Here is a 16,608-nt window from a genome sequence, read left to right on the forward strand (position 1 = left end):
TCCTCTTAGCTCATTTTTCTAATCCAGCTATCAGGCGCCATTCTTAAAATTCGATGTAAAACAGCCCATGGCCAGCTCGGCACAAATGCATTTGCTTTCTCTTTTTCAATAGCGTTAAGAATCGCTTTACATCCTGTCTCGGTATCTACCATGAAAGGGACCTTTTCAACTTTTTCGTTAATCTCACTTTTGATAAAACCTGGATGAATGCAACTCACTTTAATTGGCGTATTCATCACATCTATTCGAATACCTTCAGTAAGAGAAGTTAACCCAGATTTCGTTGCTGCATACACAGTTAGCGCTCGTCTAAAGCCACGTACAGCACTAATTGAAGATATTGTGACAAGATGCCCAGCGTTTTGCTGACGAAAGATCCCCATTGCAGCTTCACATTGAGCAATAGCGGCTACAAAGTTTGTTTGGGCTGTTTGCAAGTTAGCATGAAAATACCCGGTACCAATTGAGGCACCTTTGCCCATGCCTGCGTTAACAATCACCCTATCGAGCGAGCCAAAATCGGCCTTTGCTTGTTCGAATACCTCAAAAACTTTGTCATGGTCATTCACGTCTAACGCGTAAACTTCTACCTTGATATCACTGTTTATTGCTAAAAGTTGCGATTTGAGCTCTTCTAACCTTTCAGTGCGGCGTGCACACAAAGCAAGGTTCTTACCTTGCTGTGCATACAATAGCGCCATGGTGTAACCCAACCCAGAGCTTGCACCGGTAATTAATATATTGTTTCTATTCATTATTATTCTTCTTGTATTGTTAAAAACATTTATGTCTTATTGAAGCCGAGCACCTTTCGAAAATACGCGCATTCAGCTTTAGCGGCTTTCTTCATATCACCAAACAAATAGGTTGAAGCGAACCATAGGCCTATCAGTAACATCAATATCGACTGACTACTTTCATGTCCTTGAACCAAGATGGCAGTTCCTAACATAGCGGACGCCCATATAATCGCATTACCAACCATCATTTTTGATAAGTTTTTTTGCTGCTTAGTTTCTTGTTGAACCAGCAAGCTATCAAAGCTTGAATCTTCCTGCGATTGACATAGCTGCATTAACTTAGCACGATTTTTATCAAACTCCACTTTAAGAGATTGTTGATCACCTAAACGGCTAGTCGCGATATAGAATGCTTGTTGCTCGGTTTTTCCATTAGCAACTTGCGCCTCAATTTCACTGTATAAATGGTCTTTAAGTTCATCAATATTTTCACTATCAATAGCCTTTACACCTTGTAAGGCCTCAAACCACAGGTTAACTTCTCTATCTAAATCAAACATGCTCTTCTCCTACTAAGCCTTGCAACATATCGTTCAATTTGCGCCAATTTTGCGTCAGCGAAATTAACGTTTGTTGTCCTTCTTGCGTTATTTGGTAGTACTTTCGTTTACGACCGGTTGCAGATTGTCCCCAATAAGCGTTGATCAGTGCCTTTTTTTCTAGTCGGTGCATGATGGGATAAAGCATACCGTCAGCCCACTGCATTTCTCCGTTAGATAGGTCTTTCACTTGGGCAATAATGTCATACCCATAGCTATCACCTTTGTTTAATATCGCTAAGACAAGTGGTGTAGCTGACGCTGCAACCATATCCTTTGGCAAATCCATACTTTCAACCTTATACCTAGAACATCTAGGTATAAAAGATACATAGAGATTCTAGGTATGTCAACATTATCGTTTAACGTTTGTTAGATATCGCTGCGTTAACCTTGCTGAACGCAATTGATCTCGGACCAAAGTGAAGATACTACATTGTTTTTTCTGGCTTTGTTTTCCTTGCCCAAGACGGATTAATTGCCGACGCACAATGGCCATAGAACCTAATGCGTGTAAGGTTTTATCGGTAAAACTTGGGTGTAAAATATTTGCTCGAAATTGAGGAGCTTCTTGCCACTTATTGATTAACGCAGGTTCGAAAGCCAATGCTGAGGCAATACCCACCAGTTCAATGTCGTTTTCTAGCACTCGTTCAACAGTTGATAGCTGCGTCACGCCACCGGTTGTCATGATCGGCAAAGTCGTTTGCTCAGCAATTTGTTGCGCAAAACTTAGAAAGTATGCCTCTCGTTCAAGTGTACGGCCATCTTTTGTAATACCCTGCATCGCGGCTGATTCGTAGCTACCGCCTGATAACTCTACAAAATCAATCGCTAAATCCGATAACATTTCAACAACTTGTTGCGCCTCATCGACGTCAAAGCCGCCGCGCTGAAAATCAGCAGAATTGAGCTTTACCGAAATTGAAAAAGATGCACTAACAACGGCTTTGATAGATTTGATGACATCGACTAATAGGCGAGCGCGGTTCTCGAGACACCCGCCCCAGATATCATCTCGTTGATTGACTAAAGGTGAAAGAAATTGAGAAATAAGATAACCGTGGGCGGCATGGACTTGGATACCATTAAAACCAGCTTTTTCAGCGAGTTTAGCAGTATTGGCAAACCGCTGGACAACATCATGAATTTCCTCTTCTGTCATTGCTCTAGGTGTTCCAAAGAGTTTCGAATGTTTACCAAGATCTAAAGGAATGGCTGACGGCGATAATACTTTGCCATTCATTTTGCGATAGACCTGACGTCCAGGGTGATTTATCTGCATAATAATTTTAGTATCATCTTGCTGCCCTGCCTTGGCTTGTTTCGCGAACGCTTCGACTGCGCTTTCATCTACTAATGCCAAGCCACCTGGACCTGTCATTGCCAATTTATCGACCATGACATTCCCCGTAATGATGAGTCCTACACCACCTGCCGACCAGCGGCGATAAAGTCGTTCAATATGACCATCGGGTTGTTGCTTTTCATTTCCTAAGCTTTCTTCCATCGCCGCTTTTACACAGCGATTTTTGAGGGTAAGGCCACTATTTAAGGAAATTTTCTCAAAGGCTTTTACTGACATAAATCTCTTTCCAATCATTGAATCTAGACCTAGAATAACCTTATAGTAAACTTTAAGGTCAAGATAATTTCATGCGCATAGGTGAACTAGCCAAACAAACCGGATTTAAGCAATCAAGTATTCGATTCTACGAAAAAGAAGGATTAATGCCTGATGCTCAACGCACTTTAAACGGTTATAGAAGATACGATGAACACGCAATAAATCGTCTAACACAAATTAAATTTTGTAAGCACCTAGGCTTTAGTCTCGACGACATGAAACAAATACTAACGATAGACAAAGGTTTAAATCATGAAGCGGTTATGACTAAATTGGCGAGTCGAAAGAAAGAAACGAAACACCTGATTCAAGAGCTCGAGCAAAACCTAAAGAACATTCAAAACGTGGAAAGCCGACTCAAACAACTCTGGCAGGAAGACAGGTGTATGGAGCAAGCCGAGCTCACTCATTTATTAAACAAGGCTAACCTTTGAAAGACCTCTTTATTTTCCTTTGTGTCGCTGCTGAACTCACCAAACTAGCCACCAAAATGGCGAGGTAAAATTGGCCAATAATCGCTTCAAAATATGACAAAAATTTTGTAATCGGTTGCGTAGGCGTAATATCACCAAACCCGACGGTAGAAAGAATGATAAAGGAGTAATACAAGTAATCAGGTAGTAGTAAGTACCATTGTTGGGTTTCTGTTGCGTTGGTAAACGCGGGCCCAATTAGCATCTGGCATAAGGTGTAAAGAATCGCAAAAAATAATCCAATCAAATAATACAGACAAACCGAACCCAGTATTTTGTTGAGATCGACAGGCCCTGTAAAGATAACTTGGATTGCAACATGGTATGCCATATAACCGAAAAACAGCAATAGCATAGAGAGCTGAAAAATATAAAAATGATAACCATTGACCTGGTAGCCAACCATGATAAATACACAACTGAGCACAGGAAGAAACACAGCAGGCCGCTTCCAATTTAGGTTTTCTTTAACGCCAAGCACAGAAAAAAGTAACACCATAGCAATACTAGATAGCATAAGGCGCTGGCTCGACGCATCGAAGAACTGATGTGATATAGCGATACCAAAGAGTAAAATGGTTAACGACAGCGTTAAATAAAAGAAGTTATCTCGTTCTGAAATAGCACCAAGCTTTAACATTGGGATCCTTAATAATTTTATTTATTGAAGCCTATACTACCGGACTTATTTAGACGACTGCTCTAACTGTTTTATCTGTTCCACAATTTGCTGATTTACCGGCGTCTCAATACCATGTTTTTTTCCAAGGCGAACAACAGCACCATTTAGATAGTCAACCTCAGTTATTTTACCATCTTGGATATCTTGCCACATCGAAGATCTGGCTTTGGGATCTATCAACAACATTTGTTTTGCCACTAATTTAAACAGCCAGGTTGGCAAAGACAAAATAATAGGCACTAGCGACGGTTTAACTTTAGTAAATTGAACCAATTGAACCTCTTCAGCACGCACTATGGCTAGCCACTCCTTCATTGCTTTAGCAAGTAACTTTCGAAAACTCGCTTGCTCCAACTCCTGTTTTAACGGGATATCTGCAACGGCATTAATCGCATTATTTAAGTTAAGCATCAATTTTGAATACAGGACACCGTTGATGTTGTTCGTTGGCTCTATCACTTCTCTTTCTCGATTAACATGAGAGCAAAGTTCCTGTAGCTGAGGAAACGCTTGGCAAATAAAGCCACCCTCAGTTCCTTGGTGATATGTGCAGTTTTCCATCGCAAGTACGTTAAAGCTAGTAATTCCTTGGTATAACGCTCTCTGCTTGATTGAATTGGTGATTTCGTCAAAACTACCTAAGCCGTTTTGCATGAACACAATACTCGACGTTTCATCAGTAATAGCGACTAAATCTTGTGAGATACTCATGATATGCTGACATTTCAGCATGACAAAAACGATATCAAAAACTTTAGGTGTTTGTTCGTTACATTTAAGCTCGTCGATTGAACACACTATTTGGCTTGGCATCGCCCGGCTGGCATTGCCGAGATAATCAGATAATCCAATACCACCGTGTTCCACGATAGGTGCTTTAACATAGTCTCTACATATTAATGTGACATCTACTTGGGAATTCGCCAAGATTCCACCTAAGTAACAACCCGTTGCCCCAGCTCCAAATATAGCGACTTTCATCGATTATAACACTCGGCCAAAGACACGTTCGTCATACCAAACTCCATTCAATGTTGAATGCTTTCGTAGGAGCCCTTCTTGTTCAAAGCCTTGCTTTTGCATCGTTTTCATTGATGCTGTGTTCTCAGCAACACAGAAGCCGGTAAATTTAATTGGCGTAGCTATGCGTGTAACCTCCGCCAAGAATGCGCTTAAGGCCTCTGACATAATACCTTTTTGATGAAAGGCCTTTGCCAACCTAAAGCCAATTTCGATTCTTTTAAATTCAATAGATTCGTAGCGGCAAAAGACTTCACCAATGTACGAGCCAGAAAACCTTTCAACAATGGCAAAGGTCACCCATTGCCCTTCTTCGCCAGACCATGGAGCGGCAGACATGTCAACAAGCGCTTTCGCTTCTTCTAGTGAAGGCAAGTCTTTGATATATTTCAACATCTCTTCATCTTGTTCGTGGCGCAAACAATCAGCAGTGTATTCAGGTGTAAGCTTTTTAATAGAAAGCCTGTCTGTATCTATGGATATTTGGTTAAATTCATCAATAATTGTCGTAGTTAGTGTCATGAGGCGTAACTTAATGACCGAATAAAGTGATACCACAATAACGGCTTAATTAACTTTTGGCTATAAAAACGAACCTTTTAGCTTCTAGTTTTCAACAAGTTAAAGAGATGGGTTCAAACAGAATATGTCAACAGCATAACAAATGTTAACAAATTATTAACAAACCACTTTTTTTTACACCTAAGTATGGTTATGATGCGTAGTAAGTATGTCAAATGGCATGTTAGAACTATGCTAAAAAAGATAAACGATACGGACGTCAATGGAGAGAAATAAAGTATGTTTAGAGGAAAGTTAACCAAGCTTGCACTAGCAAGCGCCATAGCATCTTCGCCATTTTTGGTGAATGCCCATGGTTCATCAACAGCAGATGCTGCCTTAGTCAACGAAGAGAGAATTCTTTATTGGCTTGAAAAGCGAGGCGAGATCTCAGTACTTGCTGACGAAGCGACTAAAAAAGCGGCGGTGAAAGAATACCTATCTCGTAAGGACTTCAGTACTCGAAAAGTACCGGGTGAATTTGGCGCTAAGGTGATGGATGCTGAACAAGCGCCACGATTGGCCTTGATGGGTAAAGAATTACCAATCAAATTCCAGAAGCAACGACTGTTTGGTCAAGAAAAGTCTGCTAGCTCAGTAATGAATACAACCGTTAAAGTGCTAGCTATCATGGTTGACTTCCCTGATTTACCTTACAACGACAATCGTTTATCTGCAAATGATACAGACATGTATTATGACGATTACTCTCAAGCTCACTACAACGATTTATTGTTTTCGCAAACAGGTTATGTTGGCCCAAGCGGTCAAAACATCCAATCTGCATACCAGTTTTACCAAGAAGAATCTGGTCAAACGTTAAACTTTACCGGTAATGCAGTTGGCTGGGTAAGAGCAGATAATGACGCTGCTGATTACGGTGCAAATGATGACACAGGTGACGATATTGATGTACCAGCTCTAGTTTTAGAAGCTGTTACTAAAGCGGTTGCTGAGCAAGGCATTGACTTATCCGAGTATGACCAATCAGATTTTTTTGATATTGATGGTGACGGAAATATAAACGAGCCAGATGGCATTATTGATCACGTAATGCTTTTCCATTCTAGTGTTGGTGAAGAAGCAGGTGGTGGTGTACTAGGTGACGATGCTATTTGGTCACACCGTTTCTTCGTATTTGATGAAAATCAACAGCCTGTAGATGTTCCAGGTTCAGACATTAGATTGTTTGGCTACACGATTAATCCAATTGATGCAGCGACAGGGGTTGTTGTTCATGAATTCGGGCATGACTTGGGCTTACCTGATGAATATGATACGGCAAATGGTCAATTTAGCTCTCCTGTAGGTAACTGGTCAGTAATGGCGTCAGGTAGCTGGGTTGGTTCGCCAGCGGGTACTTCACCGGTATCATTCAGCCCATATGGTCGTGACTACTTCCAAACTCGTTACGGTGGTAACTGGGTAAATCAAGACGTTGTTGATTTTGAAAGTATCTCTTCTGAAGCAAAAGCATTAGTTTCTGCGACAAACCATGAATCTGGTGTTAACCAAATCAAAGTTGCACTGCCGCCTAAGCAAGTTTCTGTTGGCGCTCCATACACAGGAGACTTTCAGTTTTACTCAGGCAATGGTGATGAAAAATCAAATACAATGAGCTTCGAGGTTACTCTTCCTTCAGATGCGGCAACCATGTCGATGAAAGCACGTTGGAATATAGAAGTTGATTACGATTACTTACAAGTCCTTGTCGATGATCAACCTGTTTCAGGTAATCATACAAAAGTAACTAACCAGTATCACCAAGGTGTAACAAACTTCATTACCGGCAACTCAACGGATATTGCAGGTGCTGAGGGTGATTTAGGTTGGGTTGATTTATCTTTTGATCTTTCTAACTATTCAGGTCAAACGGTAACCGTTAGCTTCTTGTACAAAACCGACCAATTCGAAGGTGGTTACGGTTTTATGGCAGACGACATTGTTGTCAGCACGGCAAACTCAAATGTTGTCTCATTTGATGGCGAAACTAACTCAGGCGTAACATTTGACGGCTTCAGTCGTATCAGTGATTCAATCGACGGTGATGCGCATCATTACTACATACAGCTTCGTGATACTAACGATACCGATAGTATGCTTCCTACAGTCGGCCTTCATTCAGGTGTTTTGATGTGGTATAGCGATACAAGTCAATCAAACAACCAAGTAAACAATCACCCTGGCCAAGTATTAATAGGTGTGATTGACGCAGACCAACGCCCGATAAAAACAAGCACGGGTCGTTTGTATAATACTAGTACACAAATCACTGACGCTGCTTTCAGAACTGTACCACATACGGCTACATCAAGAGATAGCGAAACATCAGTATTCAATGTATTTGATGACAGCTTAGATTACTCGTTCCCTGCGCAACCTGAATCAGGTATTGATTTACCATTTGTTGGTATGACAATGACAGTTGATAGTATTGCGACCGATTATTCATCAGCCAACTTAACATTAGTCAATGGTGGGATGAAACGTGTCGTTGCTGCTCGTCAGGGCTTAACTGTTAATCTTGAATTGGAAGCGACAGATGTTAGCGATGAAAACAGTATCTCGTGGACACTAGGTGACGGTACATCATTATCTGGTAGAACAATAGAGCACACCTATGCAAGCACAGGCGACTATAATGTAGAAGTAAGCTATACATCTGCTACTGGTACCAAAACAGCGGAAAAGTCTCTTACTATTGGTGACGCTATTACTGGTGACATTGTTGCAAATTTAACGGGATTAAATTTAACTGTCGATGCTAACGTAACTGGTGGCCAAGGCGCACTAACGTACCGCTGGGACTTCGGTGATAATTCAGATATTGTAGTAGGCCAATCAGCGTCTCATAACTATGAAACTGAAAGTAACTTTACCGTAACATTAACAGCAACTGATGAAATAAATCAGCAACTTGTGACCACATTAGATGTTAATATTGTTAATGCCTTAGCGGTATCGCTTTCTGGTACAGCAAGCTTTTTAACAGCTAACTTTAGTTCAACGGTAACAGGTGGCGCCGAGGGTTATACCTACAACTGGAACTTTGGCGATGGCAACTCTTCAACTGAAGCGAGCCCAAGTCATACATATGCTTCGGCAGGAACATACACGGTCGTTCTAACTGTTACAGATGCAGATAACACAAGTGTTGAGGAATCGATGACTCTTACGGTTTCGGCACCTCCTGCTCCGCCGACAACACCGACTACACCAACACCTTCTAGTTCAGGCGGTGGTTCTATGGCGTGGTTCTTAATGGTGCTTGCGATTGCAGCCGGTAGAAAGCGTTTGTTCTAATAAAACAACGTTACTCCTTCAATAAATAAAGCCAACCTCGCGTTGGCTTTATTTTTATCCAAGTTTTTTTATTTAGCTATTTACATTAAGTAATCGAACACTATAATACTCCTTCGCTAAATTTTAGGGTCAACCTAACAGTTTAGCCGCGACAAGCTGTTTCACGGATTAGAGAAGATCCTTCCCACGGATTAGGGCCAGCAAATTGGATCACACTTCTTAGCTTGGAGTATTCTCATGGACTTATTGTTCGACATTATTGGTATGTCTGGCACATTGCTGGTGGTTGGTTGTTTTTTCTTATTGCAGTTGAAAAAAATCACCCCAACGAGTCTAACCTACAATTTGATGAACCTAGTCGGTGCAATTTTATTGCTCGTAAGCCTTTGCTATAACTTTAATTTAGCAAGCTTTGTTATTGAGCTTTTTTGGATTGTGGCGTCACTTATCGGCTTGATCAATTATTGGCGAAGTAAAAGCGCACCTGCGATCACTTCATAGCCTCCTAAGTTAAATTTGTTTTTTTAATTCGTCGAATGCAAATTCGATGAAGGCTTTTATCTTTTTTGATTGAAAAATCACTTGCGGATATATCAAATAAATTGCTCTATCCTGCGAGCTTTGATGTTGCAATAAAGGTAGCAACTCTCCCAGTGCTACCTCTTTTTTTGCATAATAATCTGGCACTCTAATAATCCCTTTTCCCATCAGCGCTTGTGATTTCAACAACGCACTGTCATTGAGCTTTAACCATCCTTCAACTTCAACAACTCCGGTTCTAAATTCCCACCTTGGTACGTCATGCGATGAGAGGCACTGATGTGCAGTAAGTGATTCTATGGTTTGTGGTTCACCGTATACCTTCAAATATCCAGGTGAGGCATAGCACATTGACTGATATGGGAGTATCTCTTTGGCTACCATATTTTGAGGTGGCGACTGCGTTGCGCGAAACGCTAAATCAAAGTCACTCTTATTCAGGTCGTACGGTGTATAACTGCAGTCAATCGTGAAACTAATTTGAGGATAAAGAGATTTAAATTTTTCACATAAAGGCAATAATACAGCATCGGTAAACAGTAACGGAGCAGTTAATTTAATAACACCTGCTATTTCCTCATGTTCAACCATCACCGATCGTTCAATATCTAATAAAGAACTGTGAATTTTTTGAGTTCGACTTGCAATTACTCGACCTTGCTCTGTTAACTTAACGCTGCGAGTCGAGCGCACAAACAATGGAACATTCATTTCCTTTTCGAGTCGTTTAATTTGTAGCGATAGATGGCTTTTAGAAATGCCTAATGCATCTGCTGCTTCGGTGAAACTTAAATGTTTGGCCACTTCATGAAACAACATTAAACGTTCAAGCTTTTTATGACTTGTATTCATAGCCCCTCCTTATCACCGTGATTGTACTATATAAAAAACAATTAATTCTGATTTGCGCTATATATTCAACAAATAAATTTAGTGATAATGACATTAATATTGAATATGAGTAACCAAGACATGCAGAAACAAATTGATATTCATCAGCACTTCCCTTCATCAAGTCGCCTTGTATATGGAGCTATGGGCTTAGGTGGAGGCTGGAATGACCAACCAGTAAATTCAGACGACATAAAACAAACTCACGAAATCATTGATACCTGTCTTAAATTAGGCATCAATATGTTTGATCACGCAGATATTTATACGTTTGGCAAAGCCGAACAAGTGTTTGGCGAAGCATTGAAGCAAAATCCAGCATTAAAAAATCAACTTATTATTCAATCAAAATGCGGCATCCGTTTCGAAGATGAATTAGGTCCAAAGCGCTATGATTTCTCTAAACAATGGCTCGTAAAAAGTGTCGAAAATATTCTCACAAGACTGGATATAGAGCAGCTTGATGTACTTCTGTTACATAGGCCCGACCCTCTTGCACAGATGGACGAAGTTGCCGAAGCAATTTCTCAACTGAAAGTGCAAGGAAAAATAAAACATCTTGGTGTTTCTAACATGAATCACGGTCATATTACCTTGCTTGAAAATGCAATTAAGGCACCAATAGTTTGCAATCAACTTGAGTTAAGCTTAAACCACTTAGCATTCATTGAAGATAGCGTAACGTCAGGTTGTTCTGGTCAGCCAGTGGTAAATTTCGCTCCAGCTACACTTGAATACTGCCAATTAAATAACGTTCAAATTCAAGCATGGGGAAGTTTGGCGCAAGGGCTGTTTACTGGTCGTGATGTTAGTAATGAACCAAAGCATATTCAACAAACTGCCGAGCTTGTTGAAAAACTCGCAGCACAATATGAAGTTAGCAAAGAAGCCATTGTACTGGCTTGGTTAATGCGTCACCCTGCCAATATTCAACCGATCATCGGTACGACAAATATCGCACGTATAAAAGCTTGTGCACAGGCAACAACAATAGAATTAACTCGTGAGCACTGGTATGCATTATATGTCAGTGCTCGTGGCCATGAATTACCATAAGGGCATCAAATGAATCCATTAATTGATAACTTTTCTGATCAATACCAACTTACAGATAAAGTTTGCGTAGTGACCGGCGGTGGAAAAGGCTTAGGCAAGACAATTACTCGCTACCTATTAGAGCAAGGAATGAAGGTCGCTATATGCTCTAGAAATGAAGAAACGATTAGTAAAACCGTAGATGAATATAAGCAAACCTTTGAAGATAACATTATTGGTATGGCTTGTGATGTAAGCAATAGTGAACAAGTGAGCCGCTTCAAACAGTTTGTTTTTGAAAAGTTTGGCGATATACATGTGGTTATTAACAACAGTGGTTTTGGTAAAGACACACTCGTATGGCAGACAGAGGAAGCTGACTGGGACGACGTCATGGACACTAATGTCAAAGGTGCTTACTTAATGTCTAAAGCATTTCTCCCACGAATGATAGAAAATGAAGAAGGCTTTGTGCTAAATATTGCATCGCAAGCAGCCCTCAATGGCTACGCAAATGCGGGGGTCTATTGTGCTTCTAAATTTGCCCTTGTTGGTTTAGGTAAAGCGTTGCAAGAAGAGGTGCGCGAGCACAATATTCATGTTCACTCATTGAATCCTGCACTGATTCAGTCGCAAAAAACCTCGGATGAAACTGTCGACAATGGATTGATCCAAAACGAGGATATCGGTCGAATGGTGGTTTATTTGTTAAGTCAGCCAAGACGATTAAAAATCGATAATATTGGTTTTTGGGGTTTTTAAGGACCAATCAATTGTGATTTTTCGTCAATACAACGTTAGTAATAATCACTAGCTTTTACATTCTTTAAGCCTGTAACATAGTGTTTTTACACTATATTACAGGCAACTCTCTCGCATGAAACTTCATTTGCTTGACGGCTATATTCAACAAATTTACCTCGTAGAGGAAAATCAGCAACTCATGTTGCTTGATGGATGTTGTCGAGCGGATGTCGATATTGTCCTCGACTTTATCACCAACACATTAAAACTACCCGCTTCAAACTTAACAGCTGTTATCGTCACTCATATGCACCCGGATCATGCAGGAGCCGCAAACGAGTTTAGAAAATTAACCGGCTGCAAGGTCATCGGTGCTAACGTAGACGGTCACTGGTATAGCGGTATTGATGGTTTCTTTATGCACTTAACGGACATGGCACTCGCGCGCTGGGTTGGTAAGCGTGTAGGTAAAGGTAAACGAAATGTGCTTTACCCACGCCATTTAAAATTTGACCTGAAATTAAACGACGGCGACTTTGTACCGGGCTTTGAAAACTGGCAAGTGCTGTTTTCTCAAGGCCATACCGACCGTGACTTATCGGTAATGCATCTGCCAACAAAACAGGTTTATATTGCTGACCTGCTTGTCACCGTTAAAGGGAAATTCATTCCGCCATTTCCTGTTTTCTATCCAAATCGATACCGACGTTCAATCTCAAGACTTGAACAACTTGATGTTGAATTTGTGCTACTCGCACACGGAGGTAAACAGCCTAAAGCTAACATTGATTTTGATTTGATTAATGAAGTAGCACCAACTGAGCCACAAACTCACTGGCGCTCCGTCAAGAAAAAACTATTTAAATCATTATCCTAGAAAGTCTCGGTAACACTTTTAGTACACTTCTGACACACTTTGTTCATTGTTTAGTCTGTTAACTTTTGCTAAAAATAATGCAGATACATTTACTGAGCACGTCACCAATGAAAAAGAAGACTTTTAAAATTTCTCTAGTTTTAGCGAGTACTGCAATGTTGTTTGCCTGCCAAACAACATCAATTGAGTCGGCCAGCGAACCATCAACAAAAACTTCGTCGTTAAGCGTTGAACAAAGCAAGTATGATTCCTCCCCTTTACCTGACATGCTTGCAAATAAGCTTAACGACAGCATGGTAAGCGTCGAAGGTGGTAGCTTTATGATGGGCTCAAATAGCCCTGAGGCCCGCAGAAGAGAAAAGCCCGTTCATGAAGTTGAAGTAAGCGATTTTTATATCAGTAAGTTTGAAATGACACAGGACATCTTTGTTGAGGTGATGGGTTGGAACCCAAGTTATTTCCAATGTGACAATTGTCCACTTAACAACTTAAGCCACCTACAAGTTGAAATATTTTTAGCTAAATTGAATGCAAGAACAGGAAAAAACTACCGCCTTCCCACTGAAGCGGAATGGGAGTTTGCTGCAAAAGGTGGAAATGACTCTAAAGGGTATAAATATAGCGGTTCGAATAACATAGATGAGGTTGCTTGGTATGCCGGTAATGCGAAGAGAAAAGCGCAAGAGGTTGGACTTAAAAAGCCAAATGAACTTGGGCTCTATGATATGACGGGTAACATGTGGGAGTTCTGTGCTGATGATTTTGAAGAAAACTCTTACGAACACCACACGAAGAAAGATCCCAAAGTTGTCGTTCATCGCCCTAAGGCAAAAATAAAAATGAAAGTGACTCGCGGGTCCGGTTACGAATTTGATGAAATTGAATCACTGGTGTTTATGAGAGATATGGCAAGTGACAATGTAAGGATGCCTGATTTAGGCCTCCGATTAGCACATAGCAAATAAAGACACTTTTTATGGATTAAGGTGTTACATATTACCGGTTAGCACCTTTATTCAAAGAAACTCAGCGACTACCAATAAAAGCGGAACGCAGTGGTTAGCCCCCAACCGTCAAAGTCTCCACCATCTTGCGCACTATCTTCCATCTGTGCGTACTGTACACCTAATTGAAGCTTGAGTTTGTGACGGTTAAAATACCAATTAACACCACCGTATAGCTCACGGTATCTGTCCCCCTTACCCGATTCAATTTTACTATCATAACGGCCGAGCCTAATACCATTTTCATCACTCGAATGGATGTAGGTATAGCGCATAACATATTGAAACTTATCGCTCATCGAGTAGAAAGGCATGACCTCATATCCCCATAGGTCGCTTTGTCCCATTTCACCATTTCCCCACGCGATATCTGTCCACAAGCCCCATTGGCCGCGATGAAATTTAGTTGAAAAGCTGCTGACTTGGGAGAAATCTTCGGTGTTGGCTGTCGGGCTAGTATCATTAATTACGGTATCAACACTCAATACTGCATTGTCCCAATATTGATTAGCCCCATATGAACGGCCAATTGAATACAAGCCAAAATAGGCAGGATCGTCGAATGAAACCCCTTCTACTTTGTCGCTTGAATATACGCCCGCAAAGTAGTGCCAGTTATTATCAAGGGTATTTTGAATACTGATGCCTGTAAAATATTCATTTACAAACCAAAGGTTATTGGTCAGGTTACTTCTTTCTGTCGTCAATAGTTTTTTACTTGAAGTTTTTCCGCCAAGCATAAACGGAACAGACTGCTTCAATACCTTTACTTTTGCGCCAGAGTCTAAATAAAAGCTGAAGTTTACATTCGTAAATCGTTTGAAACTGTCGTCCAAGCTTTTGTTTAAGTCAAAATCCGCATCAACTGTTATCGTAATACCGTCATAACTCCCTTCAATACCTAAACGCGCTCTACGCCAATAAATATCTGAGAGCTGTCCTGATTGTTCGCTGTCTAACCATATAGAGTCGACTTGAAGCCTACCTGTGCTTTTTAAGTAATCTCCTTGCTCATTTTCATAAAACTCCATCATGTCCCAAAATGAGTCACCATCCGTGTTTTTTGCTTGGGTTAATGGCGCGTAACATACACTGCCGATTAACAGATAAAGAGACATTAAAGATGAAGAGCACGTGGACAAGGTTATCCTAGATTTCATAAAAATATTGTCAGCTAAAAATAGATATTACGGTATTCAAGGAAGGTATCAGTATTTTTATTCAATATATGAAACACTTTGTAATTTCGCTTAACCTAATTGTATTACCCTCAAGCTTTTATTTATGAGTTTGTGGTATTCATAAAATCAACAAGAGGTGCAATACGACCAATTGACGCGCAAAAATGTCTTCTGTAAAAACTGATCCCAAATATCTTGAGTATAAAAAGGTTAACGGCGCTAGAATAGATGTTCAATAAAAAAGCCGATGAATGCATCGGCTTTATTGAAAATAATATTATCGAATCTATGCGATTTTCAAATAATCTTTAATAATTTCTGCGCCACTATCAGCTTGTATTGGCTTAAATATAAAGCCTGATACACCATGCTCTTCACATTCTGTCACAAGCTTTTGATCGGTAACCGAAGATAACATAACCACAGGTATTTGACTGCCCATCTCACGTAGCATTCGTAGTGCTTCATTGCCATTGACTTCGTTCATGACAACATCCATAAACATAAAATCAGGATTTTCCGCTCTAACTAAGTCCACTGCACTTTGACCATCATCCGCCTCAATAACATTCTCGTAGCCAAGTTGATTTAAATAACGTTTCATTGCCTTGCGGATCATCAAGCTATCATCAACCAATAATATTTTTGAAGAAGTTGGTAATTCGGTGCTATGCGGGTTGGCTATGCCGGTAACATTGGAAGTCGGCTTTTTATCACTAATCTCTTGATATGAAACATTTCTGATCAGTAGGTTGAAGTAATAGCGCCCAACACCTTCAACCATGATAGGAACAGTGATAACTTCTTTCACGCCCTCTAAATATTTATCCATGTCATTTACGTCATGCACAAAATATGGGCTTGAGAAATCATAATCTAGGTTATAACGACCATGCAATTCTGTAGAACGACCAACAATCGTGTTGCCCCACTCAGCTAACGCATGACTCAATTCTTCGTTGATTTCTTCATATTCAAAAGTTTCATCAAACATTTTTTCGCAAACAGAATTACCAATCGCAATTGCTGTTTCCGGATAGTGGTGCATCATAATGACACCATCAAGGCCACCGGTAATATCAGAGCATACTGCGTAACCTTTAAAACGGAAATCATCTACGCTATCAACAAAGGCCTCACCAGCATCGCCAGTCAGTTCTGTCATACTACTTAAGCTTGCAATAGATTCTTTGATAAACGGGTACAAAATAACTTTGTAGATAGTTTCTACAGACATGGGCTTTCCTTATTATTCTTATTAGATTCAATTTCCACGCTCCAAATTACTAGAGCATCAACTAATTTGCAACATTTAGCGGCTATATGACGTG

Annotated in this window: 17 protein-coding genes; 7 read left to right on the forward strand and 10 right to left on the reverse strand. The window is 40.4% G+C overall.

The annotated features are described in order from the left end of the window. Positions 1-5: 5 nt before the first annotated feature. The 4 genes from QQK05_RS05435 to QQK05_RS05450 form a co-directional block, all read right to left on the reverse strand. Complete coding sequence (locus QQK05_RS05435) at positions 6-755, reverse strand: SDR family oxidoreductase (RefSeq protein WP_284296530.1); 750 nt, start codon at positions 753-755, stop codon at positions 6-8. 29 nt (positions 756-784) lie between these two features. Then, positions 785-1,300 (reverse strand): permease prefix domain 1-containing protein, encoded by a 516-nt coding sequence (locus tag QQK05_RS05440; protein WP_284296531.1) that lies wholly within the window; start codon positions 1,298-1,300, stop codon positions 785-787. Beyond that, positions 1,293-1,628, reverse strand: a complete 336-nt coding sequence (locus QQK05_RS05445) for a PadR family transcriptional regulator (protein ID WP_284296532.1) — start codon at positions 1,626-1,628, stop codon at positions 1,293-1,295. Before QQK05_RS05445 ends, QQK05_RS05440 begins: the two co-directional genes overlap by 8 nt. Positions 1,629-1,694: 66 nt before the next feature. Next, positions 1,695-2,924: an NADH:flavin oxidoreductase/NADH oxidase family protein gene (locus QQK05_RS05450; RefSeq protein WP_284296533.1), complete on the reverse strand. Its 1,230-nt coding sequence runs from the start codon at positions 2,922-2,924 to the stop codon at positions 1,695-1,697. 71 nt (positions 2,925-2,995) lie between these two features. Between QQK05_RS05450 and QQK05_RS05455 the strand changes: the two genes are divergently transcribed. Further along, positions 2,996-3,400: a MerR family transcriptional regulator gene (locus QQK05_RS05455; protein WP_284296534.1), complete on the forward strand. Its 405-nt coding sequence runs from the start codon at positions 2,996-2,998 to the stop codon at positions 3,398-3,400. On the opposite strand, the gene QQK05_RS05460 is transcribed toward QQK05_RS05455, so the two are convergent. Genes QQK05_RS05460 through QQK05_RS05470 form a run of 3 tightly spaced genes read right to left on the reverse strand, consistent with a single transcriptional unit; the run spans position 3,390 to position 5,663 of the window. Then, on the reverse strand, positions 3,390-4,079 hold the full coding sequence (locus QQK05_RS05460) for an ion channel (RefSeq protein ID WP_284296536.1): 690 nt from the start codon (positions 4,077-4,079) through the stop codon (positions 3,390-3,392). The two genes, QQK05_RS05455 and QQK05_RS05460, sit on opposite strands and share 11 nt — an antisense overlap. A gap of 45 nt (positions 4,080-4,124) precedes the next feature. Next, positions 4,125-5,102, reverse strand: coding sequence for a 2-dehydropantoate 2-reductase (locus QQK05_RS05465; RefSeq protein ID WP_284296537.1), 978 nt, complete (start codon positions 5,100-5,102; stop codon positions 4,125-4,127). Between the two features lie 3 nt (positions 5,103-5,105). Beyond that, entirely contained in the window at positions 5,106-5,663 is a 558-nt protein-coding gene (locus QQK05_RS05470; protein WP_284296538.1) for a GNAT family N-acetyltransferase, read from the reverse strand. Between the two features lie 279 nt (positions 5,664-5,942). Between QQK05_RS05470 and QQK05_RS05475 the strand changes: the two genes are divergently transcribed. Further along, positions 5,943-9,005 (forward strand): immune inhibitor A domain-containing protein, encoded by a 3,063-nt coding sequence (locus QQK05_RS05475; protein WP_284296539.1) that lies wholly within the window; start codon positions 5,943-5,945, stop codon positions 9,003-9,005. A gap of 237 nt (positions 9,006-9,242) precedes the next feature. After that, a complete protein-coding gene (locus QQK05_RS05480) occupies positions 9,243-9,506 on the forward strand; it encodes a CBU_0592 family membrane protein (protein ID WP_284296540.1) in 264 nt (87 codons plus the stop codon). Positions 9,507-9,515: 9 nt separating this feature from the next. Here QQK05_RS05480 and QQK05_RS05485 read toward each other — a convergent pair whose 3' ends face one another. Beyond that, positions 9,516-10,397, reverse strand: coding sequence for a LysR family transcriptional regulator (locus QQK05_RS05485; RefSeq protein ID WP_284296541.1), 882 nt, complete (start codon positions 10,395-10,397; stop codon positions 9,516-9,518). A gap of 120 nt (positions 10,398-10,517) precedes the next feature. Here QQK05_RS05485 and QQK05_RS05490 point away from each other — a divergent pair, with 120 nt between their 5' ends. The 4 genes from QQK05_RS05490 to QQK05_RS05505 all read left to right on the forward strand — a co-directional run bounded on the left by QQK05_RS05490 (position 10,518) and on the right by QQK05_RS05505 (position 14,057). Next, on the forward strand, positions 10,518-11,492 hold the full coding sequence (locus QQK05_RS05490) for an aldo/keto reductase (protein ID WP_284296542.1): 975 nt from the start codon (positions 10,518-10,520) through the stop codon (positions 11,490-11,492). 9 nt (positions 11,493-11,501) lie between these two features. Then, the gene (locus tag QQK05_RS05495; RefSeq protein WP_284296543.1) at positions 11,502-12,233 is read left to right on the forward strand and encodes an SDR family oxidoreductase; all 732 of its coding nucleotides are present in this window, start codon (positions 11,502-11,504) and stop codon (positions 12,231-12,233) included. A 115-nt stretch (positions 12,234-12,348) separates the two neighbouring features. After that, the gene (locus QQK05_RS05500; RefSeq protein ID WP_284296545.1) at positions 12,349-13,092 is read left to right on the forward strand and encodes an MBL fold metallo-hydrolase; all 744 of its coding nucleotides are present in this window, start codon (positions 12,349-12,351) and stop codon (positions 13,090-13,092) included. A 107-nt stretch (positions 13,093-13,199) separates the two neighbouring features. Further along, entirely contained in the window at positions 13,200-14,057 is an 858-nt protein-coding gene (locus tag QQK05_RS05505) for a formylglycine-generating enzyme family protein (RefSeq protein WP_284296546.1), read from the forward strand. A 68-nt stretch (positions 14,058-14,125) separates the two neighbouring features. On the opposite strand, the gene QQK05_RS05510 is transcribed toward QQK05_RS05505, so the two are convergent. Continuing rightward, on the reverse strand, positions 14,126-15,256 hold the full coding sequence (locus tag QQK05_RS05510; RefSeq protein ID WP_284296547.1) for a porin: 1,131 nt from the start codon (positions 15,254-15,256) through the stop codon (positions 14,126-14,128). A 307-nt stretch (positions 15,257-15,563) separates the two neighbouring features. Then, positions 15,564-16,514: a response regulator gene (locus QQK05_RS05515; RefSeq protein WP_284296548.1), complete on the reverse strand. Its 951-nt coding sequence runs from the start codon at positions 16,512-16,514 to the stop codon at positions 15,564-15,566. Between the last annotated feature and the right edge of the window lie 94 nt (positions 16,515-16,608).

The sequence above is a fragment of the Thalassotalea loyana genome (genome assembly GCF_030161435.1).
GTDB lineage: Bacteria > Pseudomonadota > Gammaproteobacteria > Enterobacterales > Alteromonadaceae > Thalassotalea_G > Thalassotalea_G loyana.